The sequence below is a fragment of the Pandoraea sp. genome, from assembly GCF_004297875.1.
Classification (GTDB): Bacteria; Pseudomonadota; Gammaproteobacteria; order Burkholderiales; family Burkholderiaceae; genus Pandoraea.
The window spans coordinates 1-19,587 of record NZ_SCSK01000004.1 but is presented as its reverse complement, the minus strand read 5'-3'; the positions used below and the strand labels follow the sequence as shown (position 1 = coordinate 19,587).

Annotated in this window: 13 protein-coding genes; 10 read left to right on the top strand and 3 right to left on the bottom strand. The window is 64.3% G+C overall.

Features of this window, described 5'->3' with window-relative positions:
• Positions 1-177: 177 nt before the first annotated feature.
• Both EPN80_RS01645 and EPN80_RS01640 read right to left on the bottom strand, forming a co-directional pair.
• Entirely contained in the window at positions 178-1,602 is a 1,425-nt protein-coding gene (locus EPN80_RS01645) for a sensor histidine kinase (protein WP_293022859.1), read from the bottom strand.
• Positions 1,589-2,254, bottom strand: coding sequence for a response regulator transcription factor (locus tag EPN80_RS01640; RefSeq protein ID WP_293022856.1), 666 nt, complete (start codon positions 2,252-2,254; stop codon positions 1,589-1,591). Before EPN80_RS01640 ends, EPN80_RS01645 begins: the two co-directional genes overlap by 14 nt.
• 199 nt (positions 2,255-2,453) lie before the next feature.
• Here EPN80_RS01640 and EPN80_RS01635 point away from each other — a divergent pair, with 199 nt between their 5' ends.
• Positions 2,454-3,449, top strand: a complete 996-nt coding sequence (locus tag EPN80_RS01635) for an ABC transporter substrate-binding protein (protein ID WP_293022998.1) — start codon at positions 2,454-2,456, stop codon at positions 3,447-3,449.
• Positions 3,450-3,476: 27 nt separating this feature from the next.
• Positions 3,477-4,781: an MFS transporter gene (locus EPN80_RS01630; RefSeq protein WP_293022853.1), complete on the top strand. Its 1,305-nt coding sequence runs from the start codon at positions 3,477-3,479 to the stop codon at positions 4,779-4,781.
• A gap of 59 nt (positions 4,782-4,840) precedes the next feature.
• On the opposite strand, the gene uvrA is transcribed toward EPN80_RS01630, so the two are convergent.
• On the bottom strand, positions 4,841-10,741 hold the full coding sequence (uvrA, locus tag EPN80_RS01625; protein ID WP_293022850.1) for an excinuclease ABC subunit UvrA: 5,901 nt from the start codon (positions 10,739-10,741) through the stop codon (positions 4,841-4,843).
• Positions 10,742-10,999: 258 nt separating this feature from the next.
• Between uvrA and EPN80_RS01620 the strand changes: the two genes are divergently transcribed.
• The 8 genes from EPN80_RS01620 to EPN80_RS01585 all read left to right on the top strand — a co-directional run bounded on the left by EPN80_RS01620 (position 11,000) and on the right by EPN80_RS01585 (position 19,477).
• Complete coding sequence (locus tag EPN80_RS01620; protein WP_293022847.1) at positions 11,000-11,485, top strand: aminoacyl-tRNA deacylase; 486 nt, start codon at positions 11,000-11,002, stop codon at positions 11,483-11,485.
• Positions 11,486-11,616: 131 nt separating this feature from the next.
• Entirely contained in the window at positions 11,617-12,075 is a 459-nt protein-coding gene (locus EPN80_RS01615) for a MarR family winged helix-turn-helix transcriptional regulator (RefSeq protein ID WP_293022844.1), read from the top strand.
• A gap of 13 nt (positions 12,076-12,088) precedes the next feature.
• Positions 12,089-14,137, top strand: coding sequence for an FUSC family protein (locus EPN80_RS01610; protein ID WP_293022841.1), 2,049 nt, complete (start codon positions 12,089-12,091; stop codon positions 14,135-14,137).
• A gap of 41 nt (positions 14,138-14,178) precedes the next feature.
• On the top strand, positions 14,179-14,388 hold the full coding sequence (locus EPN80_RS01605) for a DUF1656 domain-containing protein (protein WP_293022838.1): 210 nt from the start codon (positions 14,179-14,181) through the stop codon (positions 14,386-14,388).
• On the top strand, positions 14,385-15,281 hold the full coding sequence (locus EPN80_RS01600) for an HlyD family secretion protein (protein ID WP_293022835.1): 897 nt from the start codon (positions 14,385-14,387) through the stop codon (positions 15,279-15,281). The genes EPN80_RS01605 and EPN80_RS01600 overlap by 4 nt, the downstream gene beginning before the upstream one ends.
• Positions 15,278-16,750, top strand: a complete 1,473-nt coding sequence (locus EPN80_RS01595) for an efflux transporter outer membrane subunit (RefSeq protein ID WP_293022832.1) — start codon at positions 15,278-15,280, stop codon at positions 16,748-16,750. Before EPN80_RS01600 ends, EPN80_RS01595 begins: the two co-directional genes overlap by 4 nt.
• Before the next feature lie 171 nt (positions 16,751-16,921).
• On the top strand, positions 16,922-19,090 hold the full coding sequence (locus tag EPN80_RS01590) for a TonB-dependent receptor (RefSeq protein ID WP_293022829.1): 2,169 nt from the start codon (positions 16,922-16,924) through the stop codon (positions 19,088-19,090).
• Positions 19,091-19,105: 15 nt separating this feature from the next.
• Positions 19,106-19,477, top strand: a complete 372-nt coding sequence (locus EPN80_RS01585; protein WP_293022826.1) for a hypothetical protein — start codon at positions 19,106-19,108, stop codon at positions 19,475-19,477.
• Positions 19,478-19,587 lie beyond the last annotated feature (110 nt).

The following is a 19,587-nucleotide window of genomic DNA, read 5'->3' as shown; positions in this document are numbered from 1 at the left end:
GCGGCCCGCCGGCCGCCCTGCTCCATTAACAGCTTAGACGCTTTTGACGAAAATTTAGTAAAACCAATCACCCTGGCATATGAAATGCGGCGTGGCGTCAATCGATGCCATGACAGGAATACGAGGGGCGCGCCGTCACACCCTTGTAGGCGGCACTGCCGCATGTTCCGATATGAATCAATCGGGTTTCGGTGAGGGATCGGCCGAGCCGTTCGGGGCCGGGCCGACGGCGCGCCGAAAGGTGAGCAATACAGAGAAGCCGCCACCCTGCGGCCGGGCAAACCGGATCTGGCCGCCATGCGCGCGCATCACCTCGTCGACGATGGCCAATCCGAGCCCCGAGCCCCGTTGCTGCTCGCGCAGTTTCACAAACGGTTGCAACGCCGCGTCCCAGTCGGCCGGATCGATACCGCAACCGTTGTCGGTGATGCGCAGTGTGACGCCCTGCCCCGCGCTTTCAACGGATACGTCAATCGCATCGGCCTGCCCGTGACAGAGGGCGTTGTGCAGCACGTTCGATATGGCCTCCTGCAGGCTGACGCTGTCGCCGAAGATGTACGTCGGGTCCTGGTCGCAGCGAAACGTCACACTCACGTCGCGCTCGCCTGCCAGAGGAACGGCCCTGCCGAGCGCTTCGCGCACCAGGGCATTGAGCTCGACCGGCTGCAGTTGCATGGCTTCCGAGCGGTGGATCACCATCGCATGGTTCAGCAATTGACCGGCAAGCCGGCCGGCATCCGCGCAGGAAGCCTGCAGCGCGGCGATGCGCCGGTCGCGCGCTGCGGCGTCCGGCTCCATCGTCAGCAATTCGATTTGCGCATCCAGACTTGCCAGGGGCGTGCGAATCTGATGCGCGGCATCGGCGATGAAACGCTGCATCATGGTCATGCGCCTGGCCAGGCGCTGCATCAAAAGATTGATGGCGCCGATAATCGCGCCCATCTCGGCCGGGGTGTTCACCACCAGTGGCTTGAGATCTCCCGGATCGCGCCGCATGATCAACTGCTCGATCTGAGCAAGCGGCTGCAGGCCGCGTTTGATCGCCACGCCGCTGGCACTGATGGCCAGCACGCTCATGGCCGCGATCAGCAAGCAGACCTTGAGCGTCATCGCGTTGGTCAATTGCTGTCGCGCATGAACGGTCTGCGCGACCGTGACCAGGCTCCAGCCGGGTACGGCGGCATCGGGCATATAGCGGGCAATCGTGGCGATTCTCACGCGCCGCCCATGATAGAAGCCGTTCTCGAAGATCGGCCCGCGTTGGGCTGCCGCCAACGTCGCCCCGGCCCGCAGATCCGGATATCCGGCGATCACCATGCCGCGCGGATCGACCACCTTGTAATAGACAGGATCATAGTCCGACATGGTTGCGAAGGCGTCCAGCGGCGGATTCAGCGCCAGCACGCCACCCTGGACATAGAGATTTTCCGCCACCTGGATAACCGCGCCCGAGAGCAACCGGTCATAGGCTTCCTGGGCCGCGGCCGCGGCGTAATAACGGGCGATCAACGCAAGCATGATCGCACCGGAAATAACCACCAGTGCAACGAACAGCAGCGTGCGCCCGAACAGCGTTTTCCCGATGTACTTAGGCGAGCGCAAGTTGATATCCCATGCCTCGCGCGGTGCGGATTTCAACGTCGCTGCCCTGCAGCTTCTTGCGCAAGCGCGTCACGTACTGCTCGACGGCATTCAAACTGGGCTCTTTTTCGAAGGGAAACAGTTGATTGAGCAATTCGTCCTTGGAAAAAATGCGCTGCGGCCGGCTGGCCAGTATCTCCAGCAATGCAAACTCCTTGCGCGAGAGCGCCAGCGGTTGTCCGCCCAGTTCGGCCAGACGATTGCTGCGATCGAGGCTTAGACCGCCAAGGTTCAGGCGGTCGGACACCTGACCGCTCCTGCGACGCAAAAGCGCCTGGACCCGCGCCTCCAGCTCCCGATAGTCGAACGGTTTGACCAGATAATCGTCGGCGCCCAGGCTCAGGCCGCTCACGCGATCATCAATCGCCGAGCGCGCGCTCAGCAGCAGCACCGGCGTTTCGCTGCCGCGCTCGCGCAGCTCGCGCAAAATGGCAAATCCATCCATGGACGGCAGCATGACGTCGAGCACCACCAGATCGTAGGGCTGCACGCGCAGCAAGGCGTTCGCCTCGCGGCCGTCGATCTGCAGATCGACGGCATGCCCCAATCGCGCCAGGCGGTTGCGGATCGCGGCACCGATATCCTTGCCGTCCTCGACGATCAGAATCCGCATGCCCTTCCTTGCCGATTTTTCACGTTAACCCCAGGGCGATTTGTCAGTGTTATCTCAGGTTCGGAAGATAAGCTTGCGCCAAATAAATAGTCAAGCGACTTCGAGATCAGGAGACAACTTGTTACGTGTGAACGATGCCAGTGCCGCCGGCCGCCGCTCGCCGCGCCCTGGGCGGCGAGCGTTCGTGGCCGCGGCCGGCATGCTCGCGGCAATGCCCGCCGCCGCTCTCGCCGATGCGCCACTGGAGATTCGTATCTCGAAGGGTTATGGCATTCTGTATTTGCCGCTGCTGGTCATGGAAAAGCAGCGCCTGTTCGAGAAGCACGCGGCGCGCCTGGGGGCCGGCAATTGCCGCGTCAGCTGGGTATTGCTCGACGGCGGCGGCTCGATCAACGACGCCATGATGGCGGGTACGCTCGACTTTGCCGGCACCGGCGCGCCCGGTTTCATTGACCTTTGGGCCAGGGCCAGGGGCATTCCGAACGTCGAGGTCGTCGGCGTGAGCGGGCTGAGCGCAACGTCGCTGTGGCTCAATGCCAATCGCCCGCGAATCCGCTCGCTGCGCGACTTCACGGCAAAGGACAAGATCGCCGTGCCGGGCATCAAGACCTCGCTCTCCGCGGTGGTGTTGCAGATGATGGCGTCCAAAATACTGGGCCCGCGGCACTTCGCCGCCCTGGACGCGTTGACCGCCAATTATCCGCATCCGGCAGCGATGCGCGCGCTCATCGAGCGGCGCGACGGTGTGAGCGCGCATCTCGCATCGCCGCCCTTCTCCTATCTGGAACTGCTGCACAAAGACGTGCATCGCGTCCTGAGTTCCGTGGACGTGCTGGGCAATATCACTCTGGACGTGATCTTCGCGCCCAGGCGCTTCACGCAGTCGCATCCGCTCATGGTCGACGTCTTTCTCGACGCGCTCGACGAAGCGAATCGCTTCATCGCGGCGCACCGGCATGTGGCCGCCGCGCTGTATGCGGCCGATGCCGCAGTGAGCGTCTCGGCCAGGGAAGTGCTGGGCATGCTCGACGATCCCGATACCCGTTTTTCGCTGATACCGAATCAAATCATGGACTACGTGAATTTTCTCTACGGTACCGGCACGATCAGGATCAAACCCGAACGCTGGACGGAATTGTTCGTACCGCAACTGGTGGCGCGGGTGTCCCATCGAGTGGACAAATCAGGCAGGTGAAGAAAAAATTTTCAACGGAGATCAAACATGAAAGAGACAAACGGCCATCCCACGGAACAGCAGATTCGCAAAGTGGCGCTGGCCAGCATTATCGGTTCCGTCATCGAGCAATACGACTTCCTGGTGACCGGCATCATGGCCGCAACGGTGTGGGGCGGCGTGTTCTTCAAGCTGCCTGGTTTAGCCGCGATTGCCGCGGCGATCGCGGTCTACGGCATCGGCATCATCATCCGGCCTCTGGGCGCTTTCATCTTCGGCAATATCGCCGACCGCCTGGGCCGCAAGGACGCGATGGTCTATGCGCTGCTGTTGATGGGCTTCAGCACCCTGGCCATCGGGCTGACCCCGTCGTACAACAGCATCGGCGTGATTGCACCGGTGCTGCTGATCGTCTTCCGGCTCCTGCAGGGGATAAGTTTCGGCGCCGAATTCGGCACTGCGGCGACCTGGGTGGTCGAGCAGGCCGCACGCTCCAAGCGCCGCGCTTTCTGGGGTGCCTGGGTCGGCTTCGCGATTCCGATCGGCCTGCTGCTGGGGTTCGGCTCGGTGATTTTCGTCAAATCGCTGATGTCCCCCGCTGCATTCCTGAGCTGGGGCTGGCGGATTTTCTTCGTGATCGGCTTTATCGTGGCGATCGTCGGCATCGTGATTCGCACGCGTACCATGGACAGCTTCGTGTTCGAGGGCTTCAAATCCAATAGCCAGACCCTGCAGCATCCGGCCCGGCAAGTGTGGCGCGACATGCCACTGCGCATCCTGCGCACCTCGCTGGTCAACGCCATGTTCGGCGGTGTATTCTTCCTGAGCTTCGTGTTCGGCACCGGCTATATGAAGTCGGTCGGGTTCACCGGCACGCAGGCCGAGACGATTGGCCTGATCGCCGCGGCCTTTATGCTGGTGTTCATGATCATCGGCTCGACGTTGGCCGACAAAATCAATCGCCGCACGATCTTGCTGATCGCCGCGGTCGTTGCTTTCGTATTCGCCATCCCGTATTTCTATCTGCTCAACACCGGCAATTTCCTGCTCGCGACGATCGCTGAAATTATCGGCTTCGGCTTTGTGTTCGGCTTCGGCTACGGCGCGGTACCGACCTTCTACACGGAGAGCTTCCCGACCAAGTACCGCGCCTCTGGGGCCAGTGCCGGCTACCAGGTATCGCAAGTGTATGGCGGCGGGCTGATTCCGATTATCGCCGGCATGCTGCTGCATACCTACGGCATCCATCGCGCCTATCTCTACATCGGCATGCTGGTGATGGGTTACGCGGCGCTGGCGATTTTCGCCATCCTGGCTTCGCCCGAAACCAAAGGCGCCAGCCTCGAGGCATAGGCGGCAAAAGAGTTGCGGCGGGCCGCGACCCGCCGGATCGCCCGCATTCCGGCTTCGGGCTACGCGGTTTTTGCCGTGCCGGCCGTCTCGCTTGCCTGCGGGCGCCCGGCGATGCGCGCCAGCACCGGCCGCAAGGCCACGCCGGTATGACTCTCGCGCACCCGCAGCAAGTCCTCCGGGGTGCCTGCGGCGACGATCGTGCCGCCGCCCACCCCGCCCTCCGGGCCGAGATCGATCACCCAGTCGGCCTCGGCAATCACATCGAGATCATGCTCGATGACCACCACGCTATGCCCCCCATCGGCCAGGCGGTGCAGCACGCGAATCAGCTTGGCCACATCCGCCATGTGCAGCCCGACGGTCGGTTCGTCGAGCACATACAGCGTGTGCGGCGCCCGCTGGCCGCGCCGCGTGAGATCGTCGCGCACCTTGCTCAGTTCCGTCACCAGCTTGATGCGCTGCGCCTCGCCGCCCGACAATGTCGGCGACGGCTGGCCGAGCGTCAGATAGCCCAGGCCGACGTCCTTCATCAGTTGCAGCGGATGGGCGATGCTAGTGATGGGCGCGAAGAATTCGACGGCTTCGTCGATTTCCATGGTCAGCACGTCGCCGATGTTCTTGCCGCGCCAGGTCACCGCGAGCGTCTCGGGGTTGAAGCGCTGGCCGTGGCACACGTCGCACGGCACCTTCACGTCGGGCAAAAAACTCATGCCGATGGTGCGCACGCCCTGCCCCTCGCAGGCGGGGCAGCGCCCGGCACCGGTATTGAATGAAAAGCGCGAAGCGGTGTAGCCGCGCGCACGCGCCTCGAGCGTGCCTTCGAACAGCTTGCGAATCGCATCCCACACGCCGATGTAGGTCGCCGGGCACGAGCGCGGCGTTTTGCCGATCGGCGTCTGGTCGACTTCGAGCACGCGGTCGATCGCTTCCCAGCCGGTCACGGCATCACAACCCTGCCATTGATGCGTGACCTCCAGCGGCGCACTCGCGCGATGCCTTTCGGTGTCGGGCTGCCGGGCCGCGGCAGCCTTGCGCGCGCGCCGCGTGGCAGGCGAGGACAGCACCGAGCGTCCGACCGCATCGAGCAGATTCGTCATCAACACGTCGCGCGCCAGGGTCGACTTGCCCGACCCGCTCACGCCCGTGACCACCACCAGCCTCGACAGCGGAATGTCCACCGTCAGCTCGCGCAAATTGTGCAGTCTGGCACCTTGCACGCTCAGCCACTGCGCCGGTTCCGGCGCCTTGCCGCTACCGACCGGCACCACAGCGCGGCGCGCTTGCAGCGGGTGCGCGATCGGATGCGCAAGAAACTGCCCGGTCAGTGACGCCGCCTGCTTCGCCAGATCGGCAACGCTGCCTTGCGCCACCAGCGTGCCGCCGCGCTTGCCGGCCCCGGGGCCGATATCGATGATGTGATCCGCACGGCGGATCGTGTCTTCGTCGTGCTCGACCACCACCAGCGTATTGCCCTTCTCGCCGAGCTTGCGCAGCGCGTCGAGCAAAATCCGATTGTCGCGCGGATGCAGGCCGATGGTCGGCTCGTCGAGCACGTAACAAACCCCCTGCAAATTGCTGCCCAGCTGCGCCGCCAACCGGATGCGTTGTGCCTCGCCGCCAGACAGGCTGGGCGCCGCGCGATCGAGGCTCAGATAGCCCAGTCCGACCTCTTCGAGAAACGCCAGCCGGCTGCCGATTTCGCTGACCACGTCGCGCGCGATGTCGGCCTGGCGGCCAACCAGTTGCAGCGATTCGATCCAGCGGCGCGTATCGGTCACGGTCCACTGCGCGACGTCGACGATCGGATGCCCGTCGAAAGTGACCGCGCGCGCTGCCGGGTTCAGGCGGGTGCCGCCGCAGTCGGGGCAAGGCTCATCGCCCACCCCTTCGGGCTCCTGCTCCTCGGACGGCAGGCTTTGTTCGCGCCCCCGGCCGTCCTCGGCAAGCAGCGTGTCGTCGTAGGCTTTGCGTTGCTCGCGCGTGAGTGCCAGGCCGGTGCCGACACAACTCGTGCACCAGCCGTGCTTGCTGTTGTACGAGAACATGCGTGGATCGAGTTCCGGATAACTGGTCCCGCACACCGGGCAGGCGCGCCTGGTCGACAGCACCTTGACCTGGCCGATGCCGGCACTCGAGCGTCCGGCGCGCATGGCGTCGCCCAAGCCATCGAGCGGCACGAGCAAATGCATGACGCCCTTGCCAACTTCCAGGGTTTCGTCGAGCAGCCGGCGCAATTCTGCTTCGCGGTCAGCCAGAATCACGAGATCGGCCACCGGCAGCTCGATCGTGTGCTCGCGAAAGCGATCGAGCTTGGGCCACGGCGCCACCGGCACGAATTCGCCGTCCACGCGCAAATGGGTATGGCCGCGCGCCCGCGCCCACTTCGCCAGGTCGGTATAGAGCCCCTTGCGATTGACCACCAGCGGCGCGAGCAAACCGACATGCTCGCCACGGTGATCACGCAGCAGTTGCGCGGCGATCGATTCCACGCTTTGCGCGGTGACCGGCGTGCCATCGTGAATGCAATGCTGCAATCCGAGCTTCACATACAACAGCCGCAGGAAGTGCCACACTTCCGAGGTGGTGGCGACGGTGCTCTTGCGCCCGCCGCGCGACAGGCGCTGCTCGATCGCCACGGTCGGTGGAATGCCATAGACGGCGTCGACCTCGGGCCGGCCGGCCGGCTGCACGATCGAGCGCGCATACGCGTTGAGCGACTCGAGATAGCGGCGCTGGCCTTCATGAAAAAGAATGTCGAACGCGAGCGTCGATTTGCCCGACCCCGACACGCCCGTGATCACGTTGAACTTGCCGTGCGGAATGTCGACGTCGAGCGACTTCAGATTATGTTCGCGCGCATTGACGATGCGCACCACATCCTCGCCTTCCACCGCACGGCGTGCGCGCGACGCGCGCAGCGCCGTTTGCAGCGGCATGCCTGCCAACCCGCTGCCCGCCGCGCCGACCGCGTCCGCATGCTCCGGGTCGGCCAGCGCGGCCAGCGCGCGTTCGTATTGCAACAGGGCCTGTCCGGTATGCGATTCGGCACACTGCTGCACCGTGCGCGGTGTGCCGGCGCACAGCACGCGGCCACCGCCGTCGCCACCTTCAGGGCCCAGGTCGATCAGCCAGTCGGCCGCGCGAATCACATCGAGATTGTGTTCGATCACGATCACCGAATGCCCGCTCGCAAGCAGTTTGCCGAACGCACGCATGAGCTTGGCAATATCGTCGAAATGCAGCCCGGTAGTCGGCTCGTCGAACATAAAGAGCCGCGCCGAAGGCACCGATCCTGCGCCGCGCGCACCGCGCGTATTGGCGGTCTCGGCCAAAAATCCGGCGAGCTTGAGCCGCTGCGCCTCGCCGCCCGAGAGGGTCGGCACCGGCTGGCCGAGTTTGACGTATTCGAGCCCGACGTCGACGATCGGCTGCAACACGCGCAGCACTTCCGCGTCGCCGGCAAAAAGTCCGGTAGCCTCGCTGACCGTCAGCTCCAGCACGTCCGCGATGCTCAGCGCGCGCGCCGGCACGCCGCGCTCGATTTTCACTTCGAGCACTTCAGGCCGGTAGCGGCGCCCGTCGCAATCCGGGCAGCGCAAATACACGTCGCTCAGAAACTGCATCTCGACGTGTTCGAAGCCGGAGCCGCCGCACGTGGGGCAGCGTCCATCACCAGAATTGAAGCTGAAGGTGCCGGCGCTGTAGCCGCGTTGCATGGCCATCGGCGACTTGGCGAACAGCTTGCGGATTTCGTCGAATGCGCCGACATAGCTCGCCGGGTTCGACCGGGTGGTCTTGCCGATCGGCGATTGGTCGACGAATACCACGTCGCTGAGCAAGTCGGCGCCGACCACACGCCGGTAAGCGCCCGGCGCTTCGGTGGCCAACCCGAAATGGCGCGCCAGTGCCGGGTACAACACGTCCTGCACCAGTGTCGACTTGCCGGAGCCGGAAACACCGGTCACGCACACCAGGCGGCGCAGCGGAATCTCTACCGTGACGTCCCGCAGATTGTGTTCGTTCGCCCCCTCGAGCACCAGGCGCGGGGTGCTCGGCTCGACCGGGCGGCGCGTCCAGCTCAGGTCGGTGACCTGGCGCCGCCCCGCCAGGTATTCGCCGGTCAGCGTGCCGCTGCGCCGGATCTGGCCGGGGTTGCCGTCATAGATGATCGTGCCGCCGCGCTCGCCGGGCCCAGGGCCCATGTCGATCAGGCGGTCGGCCGCAAGCATGACCGACGGATCATGCTCGACCACCACCAGCGTATTGCCGGCGTCGCGCAACCGATGCATCGCCTCGACGATGCGGTTGAGATCTCGCGGATGCAGGCCAATGCTCGGTTCGTCGAGCACGAACAGCGTCTTGGTCAGCGACGTGCCAAGCGCTGTGGTCAGGTTGATGCGCTGCACTTCGCCGCCCGACAGCGTGCGGCTTTGGCGGTCCAGCGTCAGGTAACCGAGCCCTACGTCGCACAGGTATTTCAGGCGTGTGCGCACCTCGGCGAGCAGCAGTTTGAGCGCATCGTCGAGCATTGCGCTGGGCAGGACGATGTCGTCGAAGAAGCGCCGGATGCGCTCGATCGGCAGCAGCATCAGGTCGTGCACGGTCAAACCCGGCAATGCCTCGAGCTGCTCGCGGCGCCACTCGACGCCATGCGGCATGAAGCGCCGCGCCGGCGCCAGCACTGCGTCGGCGTTGGCCTTGGTGCCCAGGCGCCACAGCAGCGACTCGGTTTTCAGGCGCGCGCCGCCGCACGTCTGGCATGGGGTGTAGCTGCGATATTTCGACAGCAGCACACGGATGTGCATCTTGTAGGCCTTCGATTCCAGATAACCGAAGAACCGCCTGACGCCATACCATTGCTTCTGCCACTTGCCATTCCATTCCGGCGCGCCGTCGATGACCCAGGCGCGTTCGGACGGCGACAGGTCAGCCCACGGCGTGTCGCAACGCACGTCGGCTTTTGCCGCGTGGCGCAGCAAATCATCCTGGCACTCCTTCCAGGCGGGCGTCTGCATCGGCTTGACCGCGCCGCCGCGCAGCGTCTTGCGCTCGTCGGGAATCACCAGCCCCAGGTCGACCCCGATCACGCGGCCGAAACCGCGACAGGTGTCGCACGCGCCATAGGCCGAGTTGAACGAAAACAGTGCCGGCTGCGGATCTGCATAACGCAGGTCACTGTCGGGGTTGTGCAAGCCGGTGGAAAAGCGCCAGATTTCCGGCGCGGCATCGATCGCATCGGCCGCGTCGGTCGCCGGCAGCACATAGACGTTGACGCGCCCGCCCCCGCGCTTGAGGGAGGCCTCGATCGCCTCGAGCACGCGTGCGCGCTCGGCCTGCTGGATGCGAAAGCGGTCGGCCACCACGTCGAGCAGTTTGCGCGGACCGCTGGTGCTTGCCACTTCGCGCTGCGCCTGCACGCGCGTATAGCCACTGAGCGAGAGCCACTGCTCGACTTCCTCGGCCGAAGCCGATTCGGGCAATTCCACCGGAAAGGTCACCACCAGCCGCGGATCGTCGCGCTCGGTGCGCGCCCGCAGCTCGGCATAGATTGTCTCTGGCGTATCGTGCCGCACCGGCTGCGCGGTCTTGCGATCGAACAACTCGCCCGCGCGCGCATAGAGCAGCTTCAGGTGATCGTTGAGCTCGGTCATGGTGCCGACCGTCGAGCGCGAGCTTCGCACCGGATTGGTCTGGTCAATTGCGATCGCCGGCGGCACACCGTCGACCCGGTCGACCTGGGGCCGGTCCATCCGGTCGAGAAACTGCCGCGCGTAGGCGCTGAATGTTTCCACGTAACGCCGCTGGCCCTCGGCGTAAAGCGTGTCGAACACCAGGCTCGACTTGCCCGAGCCCGACGGGCCCGTGACGACCGTCATTTCGCCGGTCTGCAAATCCAGATCGATATTCTTGAGGTTGTGCTGTCGAGCGCCGCGAATGCGGATTTTTCCAGTCGATGACAATTTATTCGATCCTCACAAGGCGTTGAGCCAATGCTGTTGGCCCGATACGCAGCGCGGCGTCGCGACGCTCACCCGGTGCGCCGGCGCTTCGCCGCGGCAATGGGTTGCCGCAAAAATAGGAATATTCTACTGTACATTTATACAGCTTTGCAGCGGACTTCTCATTCGCACCCGGTTCGCCTGTCAATCGGCGCGAGAACGCCCTATGCTGGAAAACCAGGGAGCCCGCGGGACTCCCGTTCTCCCGAGGAGGCCCCCATGTCGATCGCCACCACTCTAGAGGACTGCCTGCGTGAAAAAGGCAGCGAATACGACATCGTGCAGCACCGTCATACCCACACCAGCGCCGAAACAGCCGAAGCCGCGCATATTCCGGCCGACCGCCTTGCCAAGACGGTACTCCTGGAGGATGAACGCGGCTACGTCGCTGCGGTGCTGCCCGCCACGCACCGGCTGCAACTGGCCAAGCTGTGGGCGCAGACCGGACGGCGGCTGGTACTGGCCAAGGAGAGCGATTTGCCCGGCCTGTTCAAGGACTGCGACATCGGCGCCATTCCCCCGGTGTGCGCAGCCTACGGATTGCCGACCTACGTCGACCAAAGTCTCGCCAGCCAGGCCGACGTGTACTTCGAGGCCGGCGACCATGAGGCGCTGATTCACATGCGCACGCAGCAATTCATGGACCTCATGGAACAAGCCGAAACAGCGCAGTTTTCGCGCCGCCGTCCGGCATATCGCCACTGATCGGTCCGGCGGCTGACGGCCCGCGTCGTCGTCGGCCGCCGTGCTTTGGCGCAAAGCATGGCCTCAAAAAATATCAATTCTGCATAAATAATTAGATTGCTATCTAATTATCAGTATGCTAATTTATTGCCATGTCCAATCTCACCTCCCTTCATCTCGCCTTGACCAGCACGCTCATGACCGCCGGGCGGCAATGGCGTCAAATCTCCGAGGCAATCACTACGCCGTCGGGCATCTCCGGCGCCTGCACCGCACCGCTGATTTTCATTGGCCGGCTGGGCGAAGGGGTGCGCCAAAACGTGCTGGCCGAGCAGATCGGCATCGAAGGCGCATCGCTGGTGCGCCTGCTCGACCAGATGTGCCGTGCGGGCCTGATTCGCCGCGAGGTCGATCCGGCCGACCGGCGAGCCAACATGATCTGGTACACCGACGCCGGCAGGGCATTGGCCGAGAAAATCGAGGCCGACCTCATTGCACTGCGGGCTTCGGTGTTTCGCAACGTCAGCAAGGAAGATGTCGAGGCGACCCTGCGGGTGTTGGCCGCCATTGGAGACGCAGCCCACGCGGCGAGCGCCCCGACCCGTCCGTGAGCGGGGTGCTGCCATGAGTCATTGGCCTTCGGCGCGGGACTGGCTGTTTTCGCTCAAAGCCTTCGTTGCCGCCATGCTGGCGCTTTACCTCGCGATGGCGGCCGGCTTGCCGCGCCCCTATTGGGCGATGTCGGCGGTCTATATCGTCGCCCATCCGCTGACCGGCGCCACCCGCTCCAAGGCGCTGTACCGCGTGCTGGGCACGCTGCTGGGCGCCACCGCGGCAGTCGCTTTCGTGCCGCTTTTCGACGACGCGCCAATACTGCTGGCGGCCGTCGTGGCGCTATGGACCGGCTCGCTGCTCTACATTTCGCTGCTGCACCGAACGCCGCGCAGCTATGTGTTCATGCTCGCCGCCTACACGCTGCCGCTGATCGCCCTGCCCGCCGTCGATCAGCCGCAGGCCGTGTTCGACATCGCCGTGGCGCGCAGCGAGGAAATCATGCTCGGCATCATCTGCGCCAGCATCGTCGGGGCGATCGCCTTTCCGGGCAAGATCGCGCCGGTGATCCACGCCCGCACGCAAGACTGGCTGCGCGACGCCGCCGCCTGGGCCGCCGACACGCTGGCGCCCGGCAGCGCCGCCGGGCATCCCGGCACCCGGCACCGGCTGGCGTCCGACATCCTGGCGCTCGATCAACTCATCAGCCAGCTTTCATACGACCCGGAAACGGACGATGTGGTGCGTCACGCGCGTGAATTGCGCGCCCGCATGTCGATGCTGTTGCCGGTGCTCTCGTCGCTGACGGCCGTGCTCGCCACGCTGCGCGGCCAGGGGCACGCGATGCCCGAGGATCTAGAGCAACTCACCGGCGAGATTGCCGGTTGGGTTCGCACGATGTCGGCCGATGCCGGCACGGCCCAGCGCTTTCGCGAACGGCTCGAGCGTGGCGACGCGCCAGCCGGCGACGCGCTCGACTGGGGCGGCGCGCTTGCCGCCAACGCCCGCTGGCGCCTGGGTGCGCTGGTCGATCTTTGGCTCGACTGCCTGAGCCTGCACGCGCGCATCGCCGGCAAGGCGTCGGGAACGCCCTGGGCGCCTGCGTATCGCCGCCGCGAGATTTCGCGTGGGGCGCGCCATCTCGACCATGGCATGACCCTGTTTTCAGCGCTCTCCGCGAGCCTGGCGACGTTCTGCGGCAGCCTGATCTGGATCGCCACCGGCTGGGCCGACGGTGGCGCGGCCGTCACGCTGGGCGCCATCGCCTGCTGTTTTTTTGCCGCCCAGGACGAACCGGCGCCGATGGTGCTGTCGTTTGCCGTCTGGACCGCCGTGTGCATCGTCATCGCCGCAATCTATCTGTTCGCGATCCTGCCGCTCTCGCACGGCTTCGCCACGCTGGTGATGCTGCTGGCCTTGCCGTTCCTGCTCGTCGGCACATTGATCGCGCAACCGCGCTTTAACATGATCGCCATGCTGCTGACCGTCAACACCGCGACCTTCATCGGCCTGCAGGGCGCTTACCAGGCGGATTTCACGGCGTTTCTCAACGGCAATCTGGCCGGCGTGGCGGGCGTGCTATTCGCACTCGTCTGGACGTTGCTGACGCGGCCGTTCGGTACCGAGTTGGCGCTGCGCCGCCTGGTGCACGCGAGCTGGCGCGACCTTGCCAACACTGCCGCCGGCCATGCCGTCACCGATCATGCGCGGCTCACCGCCCGCATGCTGGACCGGCTCGGTCAGTTGATCCCGCGCCTGGCGGCCAGCGGCAATGACAGCGTCACCGACGGCTTCAAGGAGTTGCGCGTCGGTTTCAGCACACTCGAGCTGCAGCGGGAGGAACTCGACCTGTCGGGCGCCACGCGCGATGCGATCCAGGCGGTACTCGATGCGCTTGCCGATTACTACCGGCGCTGTCTGGCCGAACGCACGCATCAGGCCCCGCAGGCCGACCTGCAGCAACGCATCGACGCGGCCATCGCGCGCATCGTCACGCGCCGCACCGCGGCAGCGCGCATCGCGCTCAATGCGCTGGTCGAACTGCGCGTGGCATTGCTGCCCAACGCGGCTGCCCTGCGGATGCCGAGCGTGCCCGCGCAGCCAGCGGCGGTTGATTTTTAACGTTTGAACGAGACCGGCCAGCGGCCGGGACTGACAGAAGAATGAGCGGCGAAATCAATATTTACGGTGTGTTCGTTCCCAGCGTGCTGGGCTGGATGCTGATCGCCTTCGCGATCACCACCGGCCTGCGCATGCTGCTCGGGCGCTCGGGCTTCTACCGGCTCGTATGGCACCGCTCGCTGTTCAATCTGGCGCTTTACGTGATCGTGCTCGGCGGCACGGTTTCCCTGATTCACTGGTTGCAATCATGAAAAAAGATACCCGCTTCATCGGATCCGTCATCCTCACTTTGGCACTGGCGGCACTCGCCGCCGTGATCGGCGCTCGCCTGTGGGACTACTACACCGTTGCGCCATGGACGCGCGATGGCCAGGTTGGCGCCGACGTCGTGCAGATCGCCCCCGACGTAAGCGGCCAGATCACCCAGGTGATGGCCCGCGACAACCAGACCGTCAAGCAGGGACAGGTGCTGTTCGTCATTGATCGCGCGCGCTTCGAGCTCGCGTTGCAGCATGCCCGGGAAGTCGTTGCCTCGCAAAGCGCGGCGTTGGCCGAAGCGCGCCGCGAAGCGGCACGCAATCGCGCACTGGGCAATCTGGTCGCCCAGGAAACCACCGAACAAAGCCAGGCCCGAGTGCTGCAGGACGAAGCGGCCCTGGCCCAGGCAAAGACCGCCGTCTCCCTGGCCGAACTGAATTTGCGGCGCGCCACCGTGCTCAGCCCGGTCGACGGCTTCCTGAGCGACCGCACGCCGCGCGTTGGGGACTATGTGGTGACCGGCAAGCCGGTGCTGTCGATCGTCGATGCGCATTCGTTCCATGTCGACGGCTACTTCGAAGAAACCAAACTGCACGACATCCGCATCGGCCAGCCGGTCAAAATTCGCATCATGGGTGAATCGCAGACGCTGCGCGGCCACGTGCAAAGCATCGCCGCCGGCATCGAGGACCGCGACCGCAGCAATGGCGCGAACCTGCTGCCGAACGTCAATCCGACCTTCAGTTGGGTGCGCCTGGCGCAGCGCATTCCCGTGCGCGTGGCGCTCGACGACGTGCCGCGCGATATCCGCCTGATCGCCGGCCGCACCGCGACCGTGTCGATCGACACCGACGCCTCTGCGCACAGATCGGGAGCGCGCTCATGAAACCCATCCGCCTTGCCGTGGCGCTCGTGCTGTTGCAATGCCTGCTGGGTTGCGCGGTGGTCGGCCCCGACTATCATCTGCCGGCCAGGGCGGCTATCAACCGCCCATCGGCCAATGCCGAATTCACCCGCGCGCACGGCGCCGCCGTCACGCTTGCTCCGGTGCCGGGCAACTGGTGGCGCCTGTATGACGACCCCGCCCTCAATAGCCTGGTGCGGCAGGCGCTTGCGGCCAACACCGACGTACGCGTGGCCGCCGCGAATCTGCGCCGCACGCTCGCGGTGCGCGACGAAGTCAATGCCGAGCGCGGTTTTCACGGCGCCATCGAAGGCGCGCTCAAGCGGGCCCAGGAATCGGGCGAACAATATCTGCTGAGCGAAAAGCTGCCGGTCATCAACGAAGGAGACGCCGGCCTGAGCGTGTCATACGACCTCGATCTGTTCGGCAAGCTCAAGCGCGCCGAGCAAGCGGCCGCGGCCGACACCCAGGCCAGCCAGGCAGCGCTCGATCTTGTGCGCGTGAACGTCGCCGCGCAAACCGTGCGCGCCTATGTGGAGAGCTGCGCCGCCACCCAGGCACTGGACGTAGTCCGCCGGCAACTCGATCTGCAAAACCGCAGCGTCGACATCGCCCGGCGGCTCGAAGCCGCCGGGCGGGGCCGCAGCACCGACGTGCTGCGCGCCCAGGCGCAAGCCGACCTGTTGCGTGCCAACTTGCCGAAATTCGAAGCTGCACACGATGCCGCGCTGCTGCAACTGGCCGTGATGGTGGGCAAAACACCGCGCGAATTCGATGCGTCGGCGCTCGTCTGCACGCACGCGCCGGCGCTGCGCCAGCCGATTCCGGTCGGCGACGGCACCGCGCTGCTCAGGCGCCGGCCCGACGTGCGCGAGGCCGAGCGCCAACTGGCCGCCGCCACGGCGCGCATCGGCGTGGCTACCGCAGCGCTATATCCGGATATCGTGATCGGCGCCTCGGGCGGCTTCACCGGCGTGCTGGAAGACCTGGGAAAGGCCTCGACCGGGCGCTGGAATATCGGGCCACTGATCTCCTGGACCCTGCCCGATAATGGTGCACGCGCGCGCATCCGCGGCGCACGCGCCGGCACCGAGGCAGCCCTGGCCCACTTCGACGGTGTCGTGCTCAACGCGCTCAAGGAAACCGAGACAGCCTTGACCCGCTACACGCACGACCTCGCCAGCCGAGGCGAGTTACGCGCCGCGCGCGATGCGGCCCGCCAGGCAGCGCAACAGAACCGGGTCCTGTACCGGGCGGGCAAGACACCGTACCTCGCCAGTCTCGATGCCGATCGTACGCTGGCCAATACCGATGCGGCGTTGGCTGCGGCCGACCGGCAAGTTGCGCTCGATCAGGTCAATCTGTTTCTGGCGCTTGGCGGCGGCTGGCAAGGCGTTCCAATCGAGTCCGCCACGCACTCGAGCGCTACCGCCGTAAAGTCGCCATCCTAAGCAAACGCTCATCCAAATTTCCCCTCAGCGTCACATTTTGGACATATTCATTTAATTAGGAAAACCTAATTAAAACTTAGGAAGATATTCACGGTTCTGTCAGAAACCATTGTTAGCATCGCGCCTCATTCGAAACGTCGTCTTACAACTGATTTGAATAAGGATGCCGATATGAAACGGGTAGTTCCGCAGTTCCGTAAAAAACCGCTGGCGCAATTGATCCTCGCATCGTTATGCGCTGCCGGCGCCCAGGTTTCCCATGCACAGGCCTCGGGCGACCTCGGTTCCGTGCAAAGCACCGCGAACTGGTCGGCAGCCGGCGGCTCGGGGGCGAACAACCCGCAGTCCGCACCGGCGCAGGCGCCCACCCAGGGGTCGCTCACCACGACCCAGCCCAAGTCGATCATCAGCCGCCATTACATCGAGAACAGCACCGCGCCGACGTCGAACTACACCGACATTCTGCAGATCGCGCCTAGCGTGTCGAACGTCGATCCCAACGGTCCGGGCTTGATGGAATCGCAAAGCCTGTCGATTCGAGGGTTTCAGGATGGCCAGTACAACGTGACGTTCGACGGCATTCCCTTCGGCGACTCGAACGACTTCACCCACCACTCGACGTCGTTCTTCGCCTCCCAGGCGCTGGGCAATATGTCGGTCGACCGCGGCCCGGGGGATGCCTCGCAAATCGGCTTCGCCACCTTCGGCGGCACAATCGGCCTGACCTCCAAGGCGTTGTCCGACAAACCGGCCTTTAACGTGGCAGGGTCGTACGGCAGCTTCAACACGTGGCTGGGCAGCGCTGAATTCAACAGCGGCGACATGAAACAATGGGGCGACGCCCGCGTGCTGTTCGGCTACAACCAGATCGGCAGTGATGGCTATTTGACCAACGCCCACCTGAGCCGCAAGAACACCTACTTCAAGCTCGAAAAACCGATCGGCGACAACACGCTGGTGACCTTGTTCGCGACTTATTCGCGCATTCATCAGAACGTCCCGGTTGGCGCGACCGCCGCGCAAATCCAGCAATTCGGGCCCGACTTCGGCCTGAGCACCGATCCGACCAGCCAATCCTATTACGGCTACAACTTCGACAAGATCAATACCGATTTCGAGTACCTCGGTATCCAAACCAAACTTGGCGAGTGGGCGATCGACAACAAGCTGTATACGTATGGCTATTACCACAACGGGTTCAACGGCGCAGATCCGAATGGCGAGACGCCGAACGGCACCAACTTCGGCGCCAACAACGTGCCCGGCCAGGAGATGAACAACAACTACCGGGCCGTGGGTGATGTGCTTAACGCCGAGCGAAAACTTGGCCCGGGCAAGCTGAAGACCGGGTTGTGGATCACTCGTCAAACGAACTTCCGCAACAACTTCAATGTCGACGATTCGCTGAATTTCGCTTTCGAGTCGCTGAACTTCACGATGAACGATACGCTGCAGACGTTTGAGCCCTACGCCCAATACGCCTGGGATCTGGGCCATGGCCTGACGCTGACGCCGGGCGTGAAGTACGTGTCGTTCAATCGCAGTATCTCCACACCGCAAAACCAGGGATCCGGCGCCCCACTCGATTACAGCCACACCTGGACCAAGTTCCTGCCGTCGCTGACCGCGCACGAACGGATCACGCCCAACTGGAGCGCCTACGCACAATATGCGCAGGGCTTCCTGGCACCCAACCTGAATGTTTTCTATGTGCAGAATCCGTCGATTTCCGGGCAGCCCAACCCCGAGCAGACCAATAATTATCAAATCGGCACGACCTACAAGACCGGCCGCCTGACGCTGGCCGCCGATGCGTATTACATCGATTTTCTCAATGCGGTGACCAAGCGCACGGTCGCCGGCAATACCACCTTCAGCAACGCAGGCGGCGCGATCTACAAGGGTATCGAGACCGAGGCCACGGTCTATGCGGGCGACGGTTTCAGCCTGTACGGCAACCTCACCTTCAACTCGGCCAAGCAGAAAGACACCGGCAGCTGGATGCCCAACGCACCGCGTCAGACCGCCGCGGCCGGCCTGATTTATCAGCATGGCCCGCTGTACGGCTCGCTGATCACCAAGTTCGTCGGCCGCCAGTTCGGCGACACCGGCGATACACAACCGATCGGCGGCTTCGCGGTGACCAACCTGGCGGCGGTCTACACCATCAAACACCTCGCGCCGTGGACGCATGACACGCGCATCGGCTTCCAGATCGACAACCTGTTCAATCGCACCAGCATCGATGCACTGGCCGGCTACACCGCGGCCGACAACACGCCGCTGTACTGGACCGTCCCGGGCCGCTCGATCATCGCCACGCTGGCCACCTCTTTCTAATTGGAGATTGACGTCATGACCGTCGACACTTTCATGCACCTGGCGAACAATTCGGACGGGGTGCTCTATGTCATTGCCGCCATGCTGCTGGTCGCCCTGACCGTCATCATCGAGCGGTTCTGGTTCCTGCACCGTGCAGCGGCCAGCAGCCACGCCGCGCTCGATGCGATCGACCGCAGCGAATTGCTCAGCGCCGCGACGCTGGCTGCATGCGCTGAGCAGTTCCGCGGCATGCCCGCAGCCAGCCTGTTTGCCAGCGCCGCGCGGTTGGCCGGACATACGTCGGACGACGCACTGGAGTCCTGCATGGAGGAGGTCATCATGCGCCAGGCGCCGCGCATCGACCGCTTCCTCTGGGTGCTTGACACGATCGTCACGCTAGTGTAGTGTTTGATTCTTGAGTGAACTTAATTGATTTGAGTTCCTCCAATGGTCTACTTCGGTTTGCATTGGAGCGAGCAATTGCGAGTGGCCCCGGGGATTGAGCTGACAGACGA

What these genes read in the sequence shown, in the direction of transcription:
- EPN80_RS01640 (WP_293022856.1), bottom strand. Translation starts at nt 2,254, where the DNA reads ATGCGGATTCTGATCGTCGAGGACGGCAAGGATATCGGTGCCGCGATC.
- EPN80_RS01635 (WP_293022998.1), top strand. Translation starts at nt 2,454, where the DNA reads ATGCTCGCGGCAATGCCCGCCGCCGCTCTCGCCGATGCGCCACTGGAG.
- EPN80_RS01630 (WP_293022853.1), top strand. Translation starts at nt 3,477, where the DNA reads ATGAAAGAGACAAACGGCCATCCCACGGAACAGCAGATTCGCAAAGTG.
- EPN80_RS01620 (WP_293022847.1), top strand. Translation starts at nt 11,000, where the DNA reads ATGTCGATCGCCACCACTCTAGAGGACTGCCTGCGTGAAAAAGGCAGC.
- EPN80_RS01615 (WP_293022844.1), top strand. Translation starts at nt 11,617, where the DNA reads ATGTCCAATCTCACCTCCCTTCATCTCGCCTTGACCAGCACGCTCATG.
- EPN80_RS01610 (WP_293022841.1), top strand. Translation starts at nt 12,089, where the DNA reads ATGAGTCATTGGCCTTCGGCGCGGGACTGGCTGTTTTCGCTCAAAGCC.
- EPN80_RS01605 (WP_293022838.1), top strand. Translation starts at nt 14,179, where the DNA reads ATGAGCGGCGAAATCAATATTTACGGTGTGTTCGTTCCCAGCGTGCTG.
- EPN80_RS01600 (WP_293022835.1), top strand. Translation starts at nt 14,385, where the DNA reads ATGAAAAAAGATACCCGCTTCATCGGATCCGTCATCCTCACTTTGGCA.
- EPN80_RS01595 (WP_293022832.1), top strand. Translation starts at nt 15,278, where the DNA reads ATGAAACCCATCCGCCTTGCCGTGGCGCTCGTGCTGTTGCAATGCCTG.
- EPN80_RS01590 (WP_293022829.1), top strand. Translation starts at nt 16,922, where the DNA reads ATGAAACGGGTAGTTCCGCAGTTCCGTAAAAAACCGCTGGCGCAATTG.
- EPN80_RS01585 (WP_293022826.1), top strand. Translation starts at nt 19,106, where the DNA reads ATGACCGTCGACACTTTCATGCACCTGGCGAACAATTCGGACGGGGTG.